This window comes from Streptomyces sp. NPDC060064 (assembly GCF_042736455.1).
Taxonomy (GTDB): domain Bacteria; phylum Actinomycetota; class Actinomycetes; order Streptomycetales; family Streptomycetaceae; genus Streptomyces.
Genome location: NZ_JBHWWF010000001.1, coordinates 251,759 through 266,488, shown reverse-complemented (window position 1 = coordinate 266,488; position 14,730 = coordinate 251,759). Strand labels below are relative to the sequence as shown.

Here is a 14,730-nt window from a genome sequence, read left to right as displayed (position 1 = left end):
TCTGACATCAACGGGCACAGTCACTCACGGCCGGGCCGCCGCTTGAGCAGCCGGTCCATGTGGCTGATCGCCTCGCGCTGCGTGTCCTGGACGACGTGCGTGTAGACGTCCATGGTGATGCTGATCTGGCTGTGGCCGAGGATCTCCATCACGACGCGAGGAGCGACACCGGCCGCGGTGAGCAGAGTCGCGCAGCCGTGCCGAGCATCGTGCAGCCGGATGACACGAAGGCCGGCAGAGTCGGCGATGCGGGTGAACGAGCGATACACGTTGCGCGGCTCGACCGGGCGACCGTTGCGGGTGGCAAAGACGTAGCCGCCCTCATCCCACGACTCCCCCGCACGCTGCCTGGCACCGGTCTGCCGCATGCGGTGCCAGCGGAGCGGCGCGATGCACATCGCCGGGAGCGGTACGGCCCGACGACGACGGCCTTTGGGATCGTCGTTGTAGAGAACGCCACGGCGTCGCTGAGTCTGCTGCCTGACGTAGAGGACGCGGCCGTCCAGGTCGATGTCTTCCCAGCGGAGACCGACGATCTCGCCACGCCGCAGGCCCATGGCAATGGCGAGCACGAACGCGGCGTACAGCGGATCCTTTCGAGCCGCCGCTAGGAAATCCAAGGTCTCGTCGAGAGACCAGGGGCTCAGCTCCCGTGACGTGGCCTGCGGGGCCTCAACGAGCTTGGCCACGTTCCGGGTGATCAGCTCCTCATTGCAGGCCGCGGACAAGGCCGTACGGAGCACCCGGTGAGACTCCTTGGCCGTCGCTGCGGTCGTCTTCTTTTCCAGCTGGTTGCAGAAGCGCCGGACGTCGGTGACGGTCAACGACTCCAGCCTCTTCACCCCGAGCATGGGGGCGAGGTATAGCCGCACGTGTGCCTCGTACTTGTCGTACGTGCTGAGCTTGCGCCGAGGCTTGATGATGTTGTTGAGCCAGTAGGCCAGATACTCAGCGAGTTTGGCCGACCGGGTGGGCACCGGGGTTCCGCTCGCCACCTTGTCGAGCAGGTCGCGGCGCTTGGTGTCGCACTCGGCCCAGGTCTTGCCGTAGGCGAACTTCCGGGCGCGGGTGCCGTCCGGCTGGAGCACATAGACCGCAGCCTGATAGCGGCCATCCTTGCGCTTGGTGATCGTGCCCGCGCCGTTTGGGTTGCGCTTGCGCTGGGAGGCCATCAGGCAGCCTCCTCGATCTCGTGGGTGATGAAGTCCCGTACGGCGTCGGCGGGTACGCGCCGGGCCCGACCGATGGTGATCGACGTCAGGCGGCGCGAACGGATCAGGTCGTAGACCGTGGAGCGTCCGAGTTTGAGCCGCGCCATCACCTCGGGCACGGTCAGCAGTTCGGCGGTGGCGGTGGTCATGTTGCGGCTCCTTCCAGGGCGAGTTGGTCGTGCAGGGCTTCGCGGGCGGTTTCGCGGTTGAGCTGGAGATCGCGGGCGATGGTGGCGGCGAGGGCGGATTCGCCGGGGGTGTGGCCGTGTCCGGCGTATTGCCAGGAGGCGAGGACGAGCACGGTGTCCGGCTCGGCCAAGGCGTCGCGTTCTTGGGCGGCGCGGTAGTCGGCGCGGATCTGCCGTAGTGCGCCGAGGGTGGTGGAGTAGCGGCGGGATTTGGTGGAGAAGTGGCCGCGGAAGCCGAGCATGTGAGCCCAGGCCGTCAGCTTGCGGTCGGGGTAGAGCGGTGCGAGGTCGAGGCAGGCCTCGATGAGTCGGCGGGGGTGGTTGGGCACGCCGAGAAGGTCGAGGACTTCCCGGTTGCCGATGCGGCGGTCCAGGCTGCCGGTCGACTCGGCTGCCTTGGTGGCGTACTTGGCGACGTAGGAGGCGACCGCCTGCTCTGTGATGTCGGAGCCGTCGTCGAAGGCGTGCACGGGTCGGATGTCGAGCTGACTGCCCCAGCGGAAAGGCCGGCACGGCTGGTCCCCGGCGGCGGGCACGGTCACGGTGGTGTACGAGTGGGCGACGGCAGCGCGGATCGAGTCGGTGAGCACGGCGACCGTGGCCCAGGAGGGCGGCGGGGAGTCGGGCCCGTCCGGTCCGTCGAGCCGGATCACGGCATGGAAGTGGATCGCCCCACGCTTCTGAAACTCGGCGACCTTGCCGTACGACAGGCGCAGTTGGGCGGCCAGGGCACGTTGGGAGAGTCCGGCGCAGGCAGCGAGTTCGCGGCGCAGGCGGGTGGTGAAGCGCTGCCACAGTTCGCCCGCGTGGTTGTTGAAGAGGACGGCTCCGGCGTAGTCGTACGTGGACGGGGCAAGCGCGGTGCCGAGGGCGGGGTCGTCGTCCAGGTGGTGGGCGCCGCAGCGGCAGGAGCCGCGGTCGGGGCGGTTGTGCACGGGGCCGAAGGACGGGGCGGTGAGGGTGGCGAAGACGCGGGGGTGATCGCGGACGGTGGCCGGGATGTCCTTGGACTCGTCACCGGCCAGCCCGGCGCGGATCAGGTGATAGGTGTCTCCGGCGTAGGTGTAGGCGCAGGACGGGCAGCGGGAGGCGCGGCGGTTGCCGCAGGCCACGCGGAGCCGTCCGTCCGGTTCGGTGTCGGTCGAGTAGTGGCGCAGGGTCTCGCCGGTGGTCTTGTCCTTGGCGAGGGTCCAGCCGGTCAGGTGGATCGGGTCGGAGCAGCCGCCGGTGCGGCGCACTTGGTCTTGCCAGCGGTCGAAGCCGGTGGACCCGGCCACCCGCAGCGCGTCGCCGAGGGTGGCCGGGTCCAGGCCCGCCAGGGTGGCGGTGTCAGTCACGCGCTCACTCCGGCCAGGACGGGCAGCGGGCGGCGGGCGGCCGCGCGGTTGCCGGTGCCGTGGCAGGCCGGGCAGTGGACGGTGACGGTGCGGAGGTAGCCGCGGCGGTCGCGGCCGCCGAGCGTGACCCTCACGGCGGGGAAGCCGTCGCAGTGCGAGCAGACCCGCGCGGGGGCGGGAGCGTCGTCGGTCATGATGGGTGTTCCTTCCTGTCCTTCGGGATGGGTTGGGGCGCGGCTCCGGGGCGGTGGTGACTTGGCGGTTTCGGCCGCCCCGGGGCCGGTCAGGAGCGCTTGCGCGGGTTGTTGAGGAGCGAGCGGAGGACGACGGCGCAGACAGCGACCGAGGTCGCGGTGACGGCGACCGCGAGGAGCATGGAAACCAGGACCGCCCCGACGACGAGGACCACGGCAGCGCCACCGCCGACGAGGGCGAGGAGCGTGCCCGGGGTCAGCTGCATGGCGGGTCGAGCCGGAGCGGGGGCGGCGGGCGCGGATGCCGGTGCCGGGGTGTGGTGGCAGGTGCAGGCCGGTGCCGGGTGTTCCTGCTCGGCGAGGGTCGGGGCCTGGGTGACCAGCGGGGTGACGATGCCGGTGGGTGTGGGCATGGTGGGGATGCGCGGGCGGAGCATGAGGGTTCTCCTTTCGGTTACTTCTGGGTGCCGTTGACGACGTCGACGCCGGTCCGGGTGCCGGACTCGATGGCGGGGGCGAGGAAGGTGTCGGCGAGGAGGAAGCCGCCGAGGAGGAGCACGACGATCAGCCAGGTCGGCGGGCGCATGAGGCGGATGCCGAAGTAGCCGAAGATGGCGACGACGAGGATCAGGGGCAGTTCGACGTTCATCGGGTGCTCTCCTGTCAGGCGATGCGGCAGCGGTGGGTGCGGGCGGCGAGGGTGGCGGCGGAGCGGCTGGTGTAGTCCGAAGACCAGCCGCAGCGGTCGGCGGTGCAGACAGCGGCGTGCTTGGTACGGCCGTGCCGGTCGCGATGGGTGCCGACCTGGACGGGGCCGATGCTCATCACGGAGTGGAAGAAGTCGCGGGCAGGCATGGTCTGTTGTCCTTTCGGTCAGGTGAGCGGGGCGGTGTACTTCTCGACGGCGGCGGCGTATGCGGTGACGGCGGCCAGGAGCTCACGGGCGAACGTGCGCTGTTCGGCCGGGGGAAGGCAGTCGCGGGCGTGGAGCATCAGCGAGGCGTGCGCGTCCTGCACGGCGAGGATCGGAGTGCGCTCCGTGCCGTAGTCGTGGCACATCACAAACGGCTTCTCGGTCAGGTGAAAGCTGATCGAGGCGCCGATGAGGCTGGACATAAGGAACCTCCGCTAGACGAGTTGGGCGGCGATGGCCTCTGCCATCGGGGCGGGGACGCCGAGGCGGGCGCGCAGGGTGTCGGTGTCGATGGGGTTGCCTGTGGCCGCGTGGTGGGCGTCGGCGAGCTTGCGGGCGTGAGCGACCAGTGGCGGCGGGGCCGGAACGGCAGCCGGTGCGGGTGGCGCAGGCGCGGGCAGGGCGGGCACAGGCTCCGAGGCATCGACGGCGTCCGGCACCGGTTCGGGCTCCGATTCGGCCGGCACGTCGTCCGCCGGTTCCGACTGCTGGTCGGGCACGGGCGGGGAGTGGGCGAGGAGCGTGCCGCCGAGGAAGGCGAGCGCGGGCCATCCGGCGACGCCGAACCGCAGCCAGGCGGGAGGGTCAGCCAGGTCGAGGAAACCGGCGGTGGCGACGTTCGCGCCGAGCGAGGCGATCAGCGCGACAACGAACCAGCACCAGGCCAGCCGGGACGGACCGTCGTTGCGCAGCCGTCGCCAGGCGGCGACCAAGAGCAGGTCGACACTGACCGGGTAGGCCCACGCCTTCCAACCGGTCTGCCCGGCAGCGGCGGCAAGGTCGTGCAGGTGCGCGAAGGACAGGGCGCCAGCGATCACGGCCTGCACGAGGACGGCGTCGATGCGGAGCGAGGGGCGCATTCCTTCGCCTCCTTCCGAGGGGCGGGGAGGGGTCCCGGCCCCGCCGGGCATGGCGGGGGTAGGGACCTGGCGCGAGACGGTCGCGCCGACCGGGGTGCGGAGGTGGATCAGACCGAGGCGGGAGCCTCAGCGGCGGCCGGGATCTTGACCAGCGACACGGTGGGCGCCAGCGGCCGGAAGTCGGCCAGCTCCGGCAGTTGCGGCGTGCGGTAGGCATTCGCGTTGCAGACGTTCACGGCCTGGCGCAGCGACGTGAAGGGCGTACGCATGCGGACCCATCCGCCGGTCGAGTCACCGGCAACGGCGGTACCCGGCCGGTCAGTAGGGATCTGCGTCGCGGCGAGCACGGCATCCGGGGAGATGTCGCCGAACGCCATCTTGGCCGAGGCTTCATCGTTGACGCGGTGCGAGGTGCGGCCGGTCAACTGTGCGCGGAGCATGGTGATTCCATCGCCCAGTTCCGAGCCGAAACGCTGCCCGCAGATCTCTACGTAGATCCCGGCAGCCCGGCCGAGCTGGACGAGCCGGACCAGTGCGGTGATGATCCGCTCCCGGCGCTTCTTCTCCGCCGCGTTGGCGAACAGGGACAGCTCGGCCACCTCGTCGACCAAAAGCACGATGGGGACGGGCCGCAGGTGATCGGGCAGGCCCCAGATGTCGGCGGTGATCTCAGCGTCCGGGACGTCGGAGCTGATGCGCTGTTCGCGGCGGACGATCCGGTACGTCGCGGCCATCCGGTCCACGAGCACATCGAGCAGGTCGGCGGCGGCGCCGGGGTTGTCGGCCAGCGCCGAGAAGCGGCGTGCGAGCGGGTAGAGCTCTACTCCTTCCTTGCAGTCGATGCCGACGAGGGCGACGTGGAGCGCGGCGAGTTCCTTCACCAACTGCCGCTGGTATACGGACTTTCCGGATTCCGTCGCGCCCAGGTTGAGGGCGTGTGGAACCTGCCGGTAGTCGCGGTAGTGGACTTCTCCGTCCTCCCGCAGGGCGACGGGTATGCGCAGGCCTTCCCGCTCGATCTTCGCGGGCATCTGCACCCGCTTGAGCACGTCGTAGCCGGTCATCCGCAGCTCGACGACGCCGGACTTGATCTCACGCGAGTTGACGCCGTGCATGGTGAAGGAGTGCCGCAGGCGGTCGGTGGACGCGGCGAAGTCGAAGGCGTCCTGACCGGGCTGGAGCTTGACCCGCAGGACCAGGCCGGTGCGGGTGGGGCGGATGCTCAGGATGCGCGGCGGCCGGGGGTCGGGGATGGGCCGGTTGGCGATGTGGGCCCAGGTGAGCCGCAGCCGCGACGGGGGGACGGTCAGCCCGCAGGCCTCCATGACGGAGGCGTACCGGATCAGCACGCGCAGGACTGCGAGGGTGACCCCGAAGCCCAGCCAGTACCAGGCGGGGCGCTGCCACTTGAGCAGCAGCGCCAGCCCGACGACGACCAGGAGGCCGATCGTTGCCCCGGTCATGATCAGGCTGCCTTCGGCTTGGCGGCGTCAGCAGCCAGGGAGGTGACGGCCACGGCGCGGAAGCTGATGCCGTGCCGCTTCTGGCCGTTGAACTCGTTCTCCCAGGGCCGGGCCACGACGCCGGTCAGGCCGACCGGGGTACCGGTGGCCAGCTCGCCGGTGAACCCGGTCTCCGGGACGGTCAGGGACAGGATCTCGGCGTTGCCGTTCATGACGAACATGACGTCGATCGTCATCAGCGGCGCGCCGGTGTCGCGGTCGGTGGCGACCTCGCCGGTCTGACGGTTGGCGATCTTCGGCTGCGGAGGCTGGGCCACCATCACGACGGCGCCAGCGGTGTCGACGGGGATCACACGCACAGAGATCACTCCTCTAGAAGTGTTGGACTCTGTCACTCATGTACATGAGTGACATGAAGAAGAGTGCAGCACTCCTGTACATGAGTCAACCCGCCGCGAAGAAGAAATCACGGCGGGTTGTGGGGAGTTGAGTGAGCGTCAGTCGGCAGCCGGGATCCGGTAGCTGAAGACGAACTGGTCAGCGGCCATGAGCGTGTCGCAGACCTCGACGACTCGACCCTCTTCGGTCACCGCTTCGCGGATGAGATGTACGACGGGCGCACCGGGGCTCAGGGCGAGTTCGGAGGCTTCAGCCTTGGCGGCCGGGCGCGCCTGCAGCGTCTCGACAAACTCGGCGAAGACATGACCGTCGTCCTCCAGCCGGGCGTAGATGCCACCGGGGCCGGGGTTCTCGGCGAACAGTTCGGGGATGTCCTTGACCACGTCCCACGGGAGGTACGACGTAGCAGTCTCGACCGGAGTCCCGTTGCGGAAGTAGAGCCGCCTGCGGGCGAGCACTTGGGTGCCGGCCTCAACACCGAGCCGTTCGGCAATGTCCTCGGGGGCCTCCATCGGGCCGATGTAGAGGACGCTCACCTTGGCGGTGGCTCCGGACTGCGCGGACTCAGCGAGATAGGCGGCCTTGCCGCCCCGGCGATGCGATGCCCGGAAGCGGTCCGAGGAGCGCAGCCGTACGGGCGGCCGGTCCTTCACGATCGAGCCCTTGCCGTGGCGTGTGTCCACGAGCCCACTGGCCCGGACCTCCACCATTGCCTTGCGAATCGTTCCGCCAGAGACGCCGTAGCGCTCGACCAGCTCGGACTCACTCGGCATCATCTCACCAGGCTTGAGGACGCCCGCTCTGATCTGCTGAATGATCTCGTCGGCGATCTGCACGTACCGAGGTACGGCCCTCCCACCTCCTACGGCTGTTCCCATAGTCCTTCTCACTCTCCTATGCTCCTGTACATGAGTAACAGCGCCCGCGAAGGTCAGTCAACGCCACTGCACTCCGTGTCTGTAGCCGGGGCCGTAGTGCGTGAGGACGGGCGACTGCTGGCGATCCGCCGGGCGGACAACGGAACGTGGGAACTGCCGGGCGGAATCCTCGAACTTTCCGAGGCACCCGCAGAAGGTGTAGCCCGCGAGGTTTGGGAAGAGACCGGCATCCGCGTTGAAGTCGACGAACTGACCGGGGTCTACAAGAACACGACACGGGGCATCGTCGCCCTGGTCTTCCGCTGCAAGCCCTCGGGTGGCATCGAGCGAACCTCAGCCGAGTCGACGGCAGTTGATTGGCTCACGCCCGCCGAAGTCGCCGAGCGGATGTCCGAGGTCTACGCCGTGCGACTGCTCGATGCCCTGGACGGGGACGGGCCCCATGTCCGCAGCCACGACGGCCGCCGACTGATCACGGCACGGTGATCGTGGAGCCATACCGACGGATGAGCCGCGCCGAAGCGGTACCCCTCGTTCAGCGCCTCTTGGAAGCCGACACAGTCAACGAAGCGGAAGACGACGAGATCCTGGCCACCCTGGAGAGAGGGCTGGGGTGCCCCCACATCAGCGACTACATCTACTGGGACTTCGACCCGGAGTTGAGCGCCGAGAAGATCGTCGATCGAGCCCTGACGTACAAGCCGATCGCCCTCTGAACCCCAGCGGCGCGATAAGAGTTTCCCTACTTCATCAAGGCGGCTCGCTCCGCTCGCCGCGCGCTCCCCGGCTCATCGCCGGGGACCGACGCTCCTGTCTCCGCCCCGCTCCGTCCCCGGCTACGCCGGTCGCGCGGCTAGAGCGAGACGACTTGGCTGAGGAGAAAGGCCGGCGGGGGCGGGGGCGGTCGGCTCCACGGCTTTAGGCAGCCACCATGGGGCGAGCCTCGAAGATCGGGGCCCACATCGGGCTATTGCGGGCAGGTCCAGAGACTGCCCGAGTCGCGGAGAGCTTACGGGCCCCGATCTCTCGCCCCATGGCAGCTCCCGCCCAAAGCCGCTCCACCGACCTCGTGACAAGGCCACCGGCACACGGCGCCTACGTCAGTCAGCGGACCCAGTCGTCCTCACCACCAGGGCCGACCATGATCGAGTCGATTCCGTGTCCGGTCAGATGCCAGGACTCGAACTGTGGGTCCGGTCCCACCCAGAGTCCAGCGCCGTCGTGGAAGTCGATGACCAATGCCCCACGGTCACGCACATCGACCGAAGTGACCGACTGTCCGTAGAGCGCCAGAACAGGTGCGAGGCTCAAACCTGTGCCGGGGTCCAGCTCATGCCATTCACCAGCAGTGTCCCGGAACAGGAACGGCGTCTCGACGACCAACTCGGCATCCAGCCGGTAGCCCTCGTCCGGGTCGAGGGCACACAGGCTCAGCCGCACCTGCTGATCAAATGATGTGCGCTCCACCCGAGAGCCGATCAAGGCCAAGGGAACCCTCACGCCGCCTCCCCACATCCACGGCAAGCCGACAGCCTGACATGACCGACATCGCAAGTGCAGCCACATTCCCCGGCGGCGTGCCCCATGCGTGCCCGATCGTGCGGGGAACCCCGGGGAACGATGGTCGTGACCGGGCACCACACAGCACAACGGCCCCCGACTACTTCACCTGGTCAGGGGCCGTTCATCTGCGGTGGGTGTGGGATTTGAACCCACGGTGACATCGCTGCCACGACGGTTTTCAAGACTGCGTAGCTCAGACAACTGACACCGCGCTGGCCTGCACTTACCTCCGGGGCGTCTCCGCGGGCATATGGCCTGGCCCACACATGCCCACGCTTGGCCGTGTGACTGGCCCGCGCTGCCACTTCGCCAGACCTCCGTCTACACGTCCGCCCACAGCCGAGCCTCGGGAGACGGGAAGAGTGCCACGTCGTGCCCGCCGACGCATAGGGGCGGATGAGTCTTTACTCAAGGGGCATCTTGCCGGCAGCGGTGAATTCATTCCGGATGGATTTTAATCTCCGTCACATGTGACCATACTTCTTCGAGGATCTCATTTTCCCATAGCCCCGTTATGCGCGAATGCACACGAATAGTCCCCAAGGTAAGCGCGTCTTGGACAAGACACACGCCAATAAGCATGTCAATGTCGCCACCGATTGATGGAAATTCCTTTTTGTAGTCTTCTTGAAAGATGAGGGAGGCAGGCCCACCCCATGCAGTCTTGAAATACTTTCGCCAGGCGAAGTCCGCGACTCCCGTCTCGAATTTGAGCCGCCGCAAGGGAGGATCTTCAATGGCAAAGGAACCCGCCATACCGACTGAAGCCATGGCACCCACAAGGAATTGAAAGTGCACCATCATCCAGCGCAATGGGTCGTGACTGAGCTGATCCAACCACTCGTTCGTCAGCTGGTCATAATCGACCTTTTGGCACCTGATTCGGGCTGAGAGACGCCGGTAGGTGAGCGTGGCCTCGTCGCTAGGCAGGGCCGTGTCCTCCGGCACGAAATTCAACGGTGCCAGCTCCTGCACCTTCTGCTCGACCGAACCAAACTCAGATAGCAGTAAGTCCATTCGGGCGAATATCAGGAACTGTTGTGTGAGGTCGTAACGGCTCCAGACTGCAACCGTCAGCTCGGGGTGCCGTTCTTCAAATTCCTGAGCAAGGGCCAGTAAAGAAGGGTGCGCTCCGGGATAGTTGATCACGAAAGTCCACTGCTTCACCTGTTTCGGTATCTGCCAACACTCTTCAAGGCGAGCAAAGTCCGCCTTCATCTTGTTACGGGCTTCGGCGAGCCTGAAATATGGACTCGGCGAGTAGACGGCAAAGAAAACCTTCCGCGACTTCAGGAAGCCATCACAACCAAGGTCGCCCTCATTTCCATACGTAGCTGTGGCGATGTAATCGTCACCGTGGATTGATCGCATGATGCGATCAAATAGGAGCTGAAATGAGGTTCCGTGGGTCCGTCGGTATTCCACTTCTAGCTTGAGCCTGTAGGCGTTCTTTATCCAATCGGATCGGTCTTCCAGCCATTCAAAGTCACTTCTTTTCGGCATGGCGGCTCCCGCTAGTCCGGCCTACGACGTGCTCCCATATTGCCCAACCTGACAGGTGACCACACGGTCCGTTGAGCCGACCGACCCAGCCAACAGAGGACGCTTCCCACGTTCATGCCCGAAACTGCCGAGCACGCCGCCGGGCGTGGCCAGCCGCGGCGCAGACAGGAAGCAGGCCGCGCCGCAGAAGTGGCGCGCACCCGCGCCGCACGAGGGCCTTGACGAGGTGGGGGAAATACTGCCGCCGCTTATACGCTGGCCAAGACCGAACGATGACGAGGGTGACATGAATCTGAAGGGTCCGCCTGTGGCTGGGGCTGCTGTACAGCGGCGTCGTACCGCAACCACAGCAACTGTCTCCGCCCGCCACCGTCTTTCCGGGACATCGCAGCGGCCGGTATGGCCGTAGCTGACCGATCCGGCTAGAGCTACGGATCAGAAGTTCCCCGTGCCACAACCGCCTCGGATGGGGCGGGGACTTACGGGGAACTGCCGCTGTCAGCGGGGGCGTTGGCCAGCAAGCGCCTGCGCCAGCACGTCATGTCCGGGCCGCAGCCGAGCGCTTGGGGACGTACTCCGACTGGATACCGGTGTGCAGCACGAACGTGATCCCTCACAGCACCTGCTGATCCGGAACCGGCTTGCCGCCCGGGTGCTGGAACCGCGGTAGGCACGCGGACTCTGCCACGGCTTTAAGGTCTCTCAGGTGTCTTCCGTGAACTTCACACGCTGCCAACGCCCGGATCCTGAGGCTGAGCGGGGGGTTGTGGCGCCGAACCCAACGAGCGCGCGGTTCGGAAGGAAGCCTTGATCAGAGACAGCGTTCCCTTCTCGCTGATCCGGCCGTCTTGCCGAAGTTGGAGGGCACCAATTGTCACCAAACCAATGAGCGCGCCCAGGATCACTATCGGCAGTACCCATACAGGGACGATGCTGGCTGCGACGAGGAACACCGATGCGAGGACCGTGAGGGCCAGGAGATAAAACAGGCCAGCCCGCCAGGGCCCTCGGCTAGCCAGACGCTGCTTTTCAATCAGTTGGATTACGGTTGCCACTTCAGCGGCATTCGCTCCGCTGACTTCGACTGTCTTGTGGGTAAACGTGGCCTTGCACCATAAACAGAGGTAGCGTACGTCGCCGCTTTCGTCACCGACTACGATGCCTCTTCCGGTACACTGCGGGCACATTGTGCTTGACGGGCGACTGCTACTTGCTTCGCTCATGGGCGCCTCCTCGGGCTCCGCTTCTCACGGACGCAGGGGACGGCACTTGGAGCTCCAATGTGTGTCCCCCGATGCATTGTTGTCAGCAGACTCAAGCAGAAGCTAGACGGCCCGAGCTTAGCCGAGGCAGCGCGCGGCATCACAGCCATCGCGCAGTACCTCCCGCATGCGAGAGGCCAGCCCCGTCGCGCGCGGTCACGCCGAACGGATCGTCGTTTCGACGACCAGGAGCCAGTTCGGAGCGAGGCGGCACAATCGGATTCCGTTTCACTGGGCCCGAGTTTTTATGGTTCTCTATCGCTGATCCAGAGTGAATGGCGAGCGACCGGAGCTCATTTCAGCCCTGCGGAGACTTCTTGACATGAGAGGCGACCGTTTGCGTCGCGGACGACACCGACATCAGCACGCGACTGGACACCAGAGGGGTACCCACGGAAACTGAGCCGCCAGAGGTTGTCGCCGGCAGGGAGTGTCTTGAGCCCACTGTCAGACATGTCAATAACCGCGGAGGCGAGCATTTCATGCGTTCGTTTATCGACGTCGACGGCCGCAAGCGTATAGGCGGTTCCAGCCGGGTCTTCACCGCCCACGTTAAGATTGTCCGCACGCCACTTCCCGTTGCGCATGATCGCCTCACGTGCGAAGACAGTGCGAACTTTCCCAGACTTCTTTGGAAATTCCACAGAAATCCACAGGTGGTGTCCGTGTTGCAGCTTTCCACTCCCTCGCAGCACCTTCAGGCAACGGGGAATCGCTTCCCCCTTACTATCATTGAGGGAAGTGATGCGGATGTCGTCTCCGTGCTTCCAATCCTGGTAGGGAAACATATACGCCGGAATCAGACCCGCCACCCCAACTGCAAGCCCGATCAGTCCCCACTTAATACGATTCCTGAAAGCCACTTTGATTGATGCGACCAAGCTGAACCAGGATTGTCTCTGTAAGGCCCAGAAGCCGGGCGGAGTTGGCGGAGTCGGGCCGGGCGGAGGATTAGCGGCCATGGCGTCCCTGCAGGTTGATCTATCGCTACTCATGTTGCGGTGTCAGGAAAGCTAGCGGCTCAGCACAGCGCACACACCCTCTGTTACGCGTTGGTTACTAACCAAGCGCGTCGGCCTGCATATGTAGCACTTCACTGCCGTCACTGGGGACGCAACTAGCGCGACCTGACCCGCGACAAGACCACCGGTCAGGTCCACACCTACTCGACTCAGGATGAGCCCGTGGCCGACTGCGATGAGGCCGCGCAGGCCGTATGACCAGGGCGATCTCATCAGAGATGATCGCCAGGCTTACAAAGCTGCGGTACCCGGTCTGCCGCTGGGACTCACGGGGCAGCCAGTACTCTGCGGCCAACTGTCCGCCGAGTTTGGAGGTTCCGTGGCCCATGCCGCTCTCACCGCGCCGGACCGGCTGTGGTCGGCTCAGGAGGTTTTGAGGCGTCCCAGCCCGGTGCCGGCGGCGGCCGGGGTCTACGGGTGGCACTTCGAACAGGCGCCCTGTGCGGATCTCACTGCCGGGCGCCTGCTCTACGTCGGCATAGCCCCGCGCTACATGGCGAACCGGAGCAGCACGCAGAACATGCGCAAGCGCGTGCAGTATCACTACCGGGGCAACGCGGCCGGATCGACGCTCCGCTTCACGCTCGGTTGCCTGCTCGGGATCGAGCTGCGTCGAGTAGGCAGAAGTGGGACGCGCATGACCTTCGGCAAGGCCGGGGAATCCGCCCTCAGCCAGTGGATGGCGGAGAACGCTCGCGTGTGCTGGATCGGGCACTACGAACCATGGACCCTGGAGTCGGAACTCATCTCTCAGCTCGACCTGCCGCTGAACCTCGACCAGAACCGCCATAACCCGTTTTACGGCCGTCTCAAGGAACTGAGATCCCAAGCACGGCAGCGAGCCCGGGAGTTGGCCGTGAGCGCATAGCCCAGTGGGCTGACATCACCAGCTGACATCAACGGCTGCGAACGATGGTGCACCGAGGCGGTCGCAACCGGATCGGCGAGCGCCCTGCGGGCCCTGTTCCGGCACGCCGCACCGCACTGCGATCGAACTCCTAAAGCGGGTGTCGCAGGTTCGAATCCTGCCGGGGGCACATCGCATTACGCCGCTGACCTGGGGTTCCCTCCCCAGGGAGGCGCTCTATTCGGCCTCGGACTCCCCGTCCGGGGCCGTTTGCGTGAGCGGACGGGTCGCCAGGCCCCGATATTTCCCCCGATGGATCAGCACCATCCGACACGGGCCCCGGGCCGGGCTCCTCCGCCTCGGCGGGCTCGGGCTCCGCTTCGGGGACCGTTTCCGCACGCCTGTGGGTGCCGGAAACGGTGTCACCCTATGCAACCTGTTTTGTGCTCCCGCTGCGCTGACCTACTACCGGAGGAAATGAACCTTACGCCGTTCCGTTCGATGCAGGTCCAGAGATTGGAGTTCGTGGATCGTCGATGTCAACTGCGATCTCGACCCCCGAAGTCGAGCTAAAGGTAGCAACGTTGTCGGACAGCTGGATCCGATTAAATGGATTGGATTCCGTGAAGAAGATCGCCCAGATCAGCGCACGATCAGCAGTCAAACGTGCGACGAATCCGTCTGACCCGTACGAGCCCTCGCCGCCCCACAGTAGTCCCCTGCTCCCCAGGTCTACGACGGCCCGCCCGTCGACCGAAGACGTCCATGACGGATCGCCTTGGAGCATCTCATCCAGGTCGAAGGCGGCGAGCACCCTGAAACCGCCCGGCGCGTCGGAGTCGAGGGCGACATCACAGGAGTGCCCGTCGGCGACGTGTAGTGCATCTCTGATGGGAAGCTCAAAGTCTTCCCATAGGCGTTCAATCGCGGTCATTTCTTGGTTGGCCGTCTACTTCCGTGTCCTTCAACGCTGTTCCGGGGCGTCGGGCTGCCCGAGTCACGCGAAGCTTACGGGCCCCGATGTCTCGCCCCATGGCAGCTCCCGCCCAAACCCGCTCCGCCGACCGCGCTGTACGGGCACGCGCAACAA

20 protein-coding genes are annotated in these 14,730 nt (G+C 66.1%); 3 read left to right on the top strand and 17 right to left on the bottom strand.

Annotated elements, in window-relative coordinates; all coding sequences use genetic code 11:
- Positions 1-20 precede the first annotated feature (20 nt).
- The 12 genes from ACFWDI_RS01310 to ACFWDI_RS01255 all read right to left on the bottom strand — a co-directional run bounded on the left by ACFWDI_RS01310 (position 21) and on the right by ACFWDI_RS01255 (position 7,443).
- Positions 21-1,172 (bottom strand): tyrosine-type recombinase/integrase, encoded by a 1,152-nt coding sequence (locus tag ACFWDI_RS01310; protein ID WP_385300615.1) that lies wholly within the window; start codon positions 1,170-1,172, stop codon positions 21-23.
- Positions 1,172-1,360, bottom strand: coding sequence for a helix-turn-helix domain-containing protein (locus ACFWDI_RS01305; RefSeq protein WP_385300614.1), 189 nt, complete (start codon positions 1,358-1,360; stop codon positions 1,172-1,174). Before ACFWDI_RS01305 ends, ACFWDI_RS01310 begins: the two co-directional genes overlap by 1 nt.
- The gene (repSA, locus tag ACFWDI_RS01300; RefSeq protein WP_385300613.1) at positions 1,357-2,736 is read right to left on the bottom strand and encodes a replication initiator protein RepSA; all 1,380 of its coding nucleotides are present in this window, start codon (positions 2,734-2,736) and stop codon (positions 1,357-1,359) included. The genes ACFWDI_RS01305 and repSA overlap by 4 nt, the downstream gene beginning before the upstream one ends.
- Positions 2,733-2,930, bottom strand: a complete 198-nt coding sequence (locus ACFWDI_RS01295; RefSeq protein WP_385300612.1) for a hypothetical protein — start codon at positions 2,928-2,930, stop codon at positions 2,733-2,735. Before ACFWDI_RS01295 ends, repSA begins: the two co-directional genes overlap by 4 nt.
- A gap of 89 nt (positions 2,931-3,019) precedes the next feature.
- A complete protein-coding gene (locus ACFWDI_RS01290) occupies positions 3,020-3,367 on the bottom strand; it encodes a SpdD-like protein (RefSeq protein ID WP_385300611.1) in 348 nt (115 codons plus the stop codon).
- A 17-nt stretch (positions 3,368-3,384) separates the two neighbouring features.
- Complete coding sequence (locus tag ACFWDI_RS01285) at positions 3,385-3,579, bottom strand: hypothetical protein (protein ID WP_366730682.1); 195 nt, start codon at positions 3,577-3,579, stop codon at positions 3,385-3,387.
- Between the two features lie 14 nt (positions 3,580-3,593).
- Positions 3,594-3,785, bottom strand: coding sequence for a mobile element transfer protein (locus ACFWDI_RS01280; protein ID WP_366730681.1), 192 nt, complete (start codon positions 3,783-3,785; stop codon positions 3,594-3,596).
- An 18-nt stretch (positions 3,786-3,803) separates the two neighbouring features.
- Complete coding sequence (locus tag ACFWDI_RS01275; protein ID WP_385300610.1) at positions 3,804-4,046, bottom strand: hypothetical protein; 243 nt, start codon at positions 4,044-4,046, stop codon at positions 3,804-3,806.
- 12 nt (positions 4,047-4,058) lie between these two features.
- Positions 4,059-4,703, bottom strand: coding sequence for a DUF2637 domain-containing protein (locus ACFWDI_RS01270; RefSeq protein WP_385300609.1), 645 nt, complete (start codon positions 4,701-4,703; stop codon positions 4,059-4,061).
- Positions 4,704-4,810: 107 nt separating this feature from the next.
- The gene (locus ACFWDI_RS01265; RefSeq protein ID WP_385300608.1) at positions 4,811-6,166 is read right to left on the bottom strand and encodes an FtsK/SpoIIIE domain-containing protein; all 1,356 of its coding nucleotides are present in this window, start codon (positions 6,164-6,166) and stop codon (positions 4,811-4,813) included.
- A gap of 2 nt (positions 6,167-6,168) precedes the next feature.
- Positions 6,169-6,525 (bottom strand): hypothetical protein, encoded by a 357-nt coding sequence (locus ACFWDI_RS01260; protein WP_385300607.1) that lies wholly within the window; start codon positions 6,523-6,525, stop codon positions 6,169-6,171.
- Positions 6,526-6,663: 138 nt separating this feature from the next.
- Positions 6,664-7,443 carry a GntR family transcriptional regulator gene (locus ACFWDI_RS01255; RefSeq protein WP_385300606.1) on the bottom strand — a complete coding sequence of 260 codons (780 nt, stop codon included), beginning with the start codon at positions 7,441-7,443 and terminating at the stop codon, positions 6,664-6,666.
- Positions 7,444-7,461: 18 nt separating this feature from the next.
- On the opposite strand from ACFWDI_RS01255, the gene ACFWDI_RS01250 reads away from it, so the two are divergent.
- Both ACFWDI_RS01250 and ACFWDI_RS01245 read left to right on the top strand, forming a co-directional pair.
- Positions 7,462-7,929: an NUDIX hydrolase gene (locus ACFWDI_RS01250; RefSeq protein ID WP_385300605.1), complete on the top strand. Its 468-nt coding sequence runs from the start codon at positions 7,462-7,464 to the stop codon at positions 7,927-7,929.
- A 20-nt stretch (positions 7,930-7,949) separates the two neighbouring features.
- Entirely contained in the window at positions 7,950-8,159 is a 210-nt protein-coding gene (locus ACFWDI_RS01245; protein ID WP_385300604.1) for an e9imm peptide, read from the top strand.
- 388 nt (positions 8,160-8,547) lie between these two features.
- On the opposite strand, the gene ACFWDI_RS01240 is transcribed toward ACFWDI_RS01245, so the two are convergent.
- The 4 genes from ACFWDI_RS01240 to ACFWDI_RS01225 form a co-directional block, all read right to left on the bottom strand.
- The gene (locus ACFWDI_RS01240) at positions 8,548-8,943 is read right to left on the bottom strand and encodes a DUF6188 family protein (protein ID WP_385300603.1); all 396 of its coding nucleotides are present in this window, start codon (positions 8,941-8,943) and stop codon (positions 8,548-8,550) included.
- Positions 8,944-9,444: 501 nt separating this feature from the next.
- Positions 9,445-10,509 carry a hypothetical protein gene (locus tag ACFWDI_RS01235; RefSeq protein ID WP_385300602.1) on the bottom strand — a complete coding sequence of 355 codons (1,065 nt, stop codon included), beginning with the start codon at positions 10,507-10,509 and terminating at the stop codon, positions 9,445-9,447.
- A gap of 722 nt (positions 10,510-11,231) precedes the next feature.
- Positions 11,232-11,732, bottom strand: a complete 501-nt coding sequence (locus ACFWDI_RS01230; protein WP_385300601.1) for a hypothetical protein — start codon at positions 11,730-11,732, stop codon at positions 11,232-11,234.
- A 332-nt stretch (positions 11,733-12,064) separates the two neighbouring features.
- Positions 12,065-12,652, bottom strand: coding sequence for a hypothetical protein (locus ACFWDI_RS01225; protein WP_385300600.1), 588 nt, complete (start codon positions 12,650-12,652; stop codon positions 12,065-12,067).
- Between the two features lie 460 nt (positions 12,653-13,112).
- Here ACFWDI_RS01225 and ACFWDI_RS01220 point away from each other — a divergent pair, with 460 nt between their 5' ends.
- Positions 13,113-13,661, top strand: a complete 549-nt coding sequence (locus ACFWDI_RS01220; RefSeq protein WP_385300599.1) for a GIY-YIG nuclease family protein — start codon at positions 13,113-13,115, stop codon at positions 13,659-13,661.
- A gap of 463 nt (positions 13,662-14,124) precedes the next feature.
- On the opposite strand, the gene ACFWDI_RS01215 is transcribed toward ACFWDI_RS01220, so the two are convergent.
- Positions 14,125-14,574, bottom strand: coding sequence for a hypothetical protein (locus ACFWDI_RS01215; RefSeq protein ID WP_385300598.1), 450 nt, complete (start codon positions 14,572-14,574; stop codon positions 14,125-14,127).
- Between the last annotated feature and the right edge of the window lie 156 nt (positions 14,575-14,730).

What these genes read in the sequence shown, in the direction of transcription:
- ACFWDI_RS01235 (WP_385300602.1), bottom strand. Translation starts at nt 10,509, where the DNA reads ATGCCGAAAAGAAGTGACTTTGAATGGCTGGAAGACCGATCCGATTGG.
- ACFWDI_RS01285 (WP_366730682.1), bottom strand. Translation starts at nt 3,579, where the DNA reads ATGAACGTCGAACTGCCCCTGATCCTCGTCGTCGCCATCTTCGGCTAC.
- ACFWDI_RS01250 (WP_385300605.1), top strand. Translation starts at nt 7,462, where the DNA reads ATGCTCCTGTACATGAGTAACAGCGCCCGCGAAGGTCAGTCAACGCCA.
- ACFWDI_RS01255 (WP_385300606.1), bottom strand. Translation starts at nt 7,443, where the DNA reads ATGGGAACAGCCGTAGGAGGTGGGAGGGCCGTACCTCGGTACGTGCAG.
- ACFWDI_RS01270 (WP_385300609.1), bottom strand. Translation starts at nt 4,703, where the DNA reads ATGCGCCCCTCGCTCCGCATCGACGCCGTCCTCGTGCAGGCCGTGATC.
- ACFWDI_RS01245 (WP_385300604.1), top strand. Translation starts at nt 7,950, where the DNA reads ATGAGCCGCGCCGAAGCGGTACCCCTCGTTCAGCGCCTCTTGGAAGCC.
- ACFWDI_RS01280 (WP_366730681.1), bottom strand. Translation starts at nt 3,785, where the DNA reads ATGCCTGCCCGCGACTTCTTCCACTCCGTGATGAGCATCGGCCCCGTC.
- ACFWDI_RS01310 (WP_385300615.1), bottom strand. Translation starts at nt 1,172, where the DNA reads ATGGCCTCCCAGCGCAAGCGCAACCCAAACGGCGCGGGCACGATCACC.
- ACFWDI_RS01265 (WP_385300608.1), bottom strand. Translation starts at nt 6,166, where the DNA reads ATGACCGGGGCAACGATCGGCCTCCTGGTCGTCGTCGGGCTGGCGCTG.
- ACFWDI_RS01230 (WP_385300601.1), bottom strand. Translation starts at nt 11,732, where the DNA reads ATGAGCGAAGCAAGTAGCAGTCGCCCGTCAAGCACAATGTGCCCGCAG.
- ACFWDI_RS01215 (WP_385300598.1), bottom strand. Translation starts at nt 14,574, where the DNA reads ATGACCGCGATTGAACGCCTATGGGAAGACTTTGAGCTTCCCATCAGA.
- ACFWDI_RS01295 (WP_385300612.1), bottom strand. Translation starts at nt 2,930, where the DNA reads ATGACCGACGACGCTCCCGCCCCCGCGCGGGTCTGCTCGCACTGCGAC.
- ACFWDI_RS01290 (WP_385300611.1), bottom strand. Translation starts at nt 3,367, where the DNA reads ATGCTCCGCCCGCGCATCCCCACCATGCCCACACCCACCGGCATCGTC.
- ACFWDI_RS01305 (WP_385300614.1), bottom strand. Translation starts at nt 1,360, where the DNA reads ATGACCACCGCCACCGCCGAACTGCTGACCGTGCCCGAGGTGATGGCG.
- ACFWDI_RS01275 (WP_385300610.1), bottom strand. Translation starts at nt 4,046, where the DNA reads ATGTCCAGCCTCATCGGCGCCTCGATCAGCTTTCACCTGACCGAGAAG.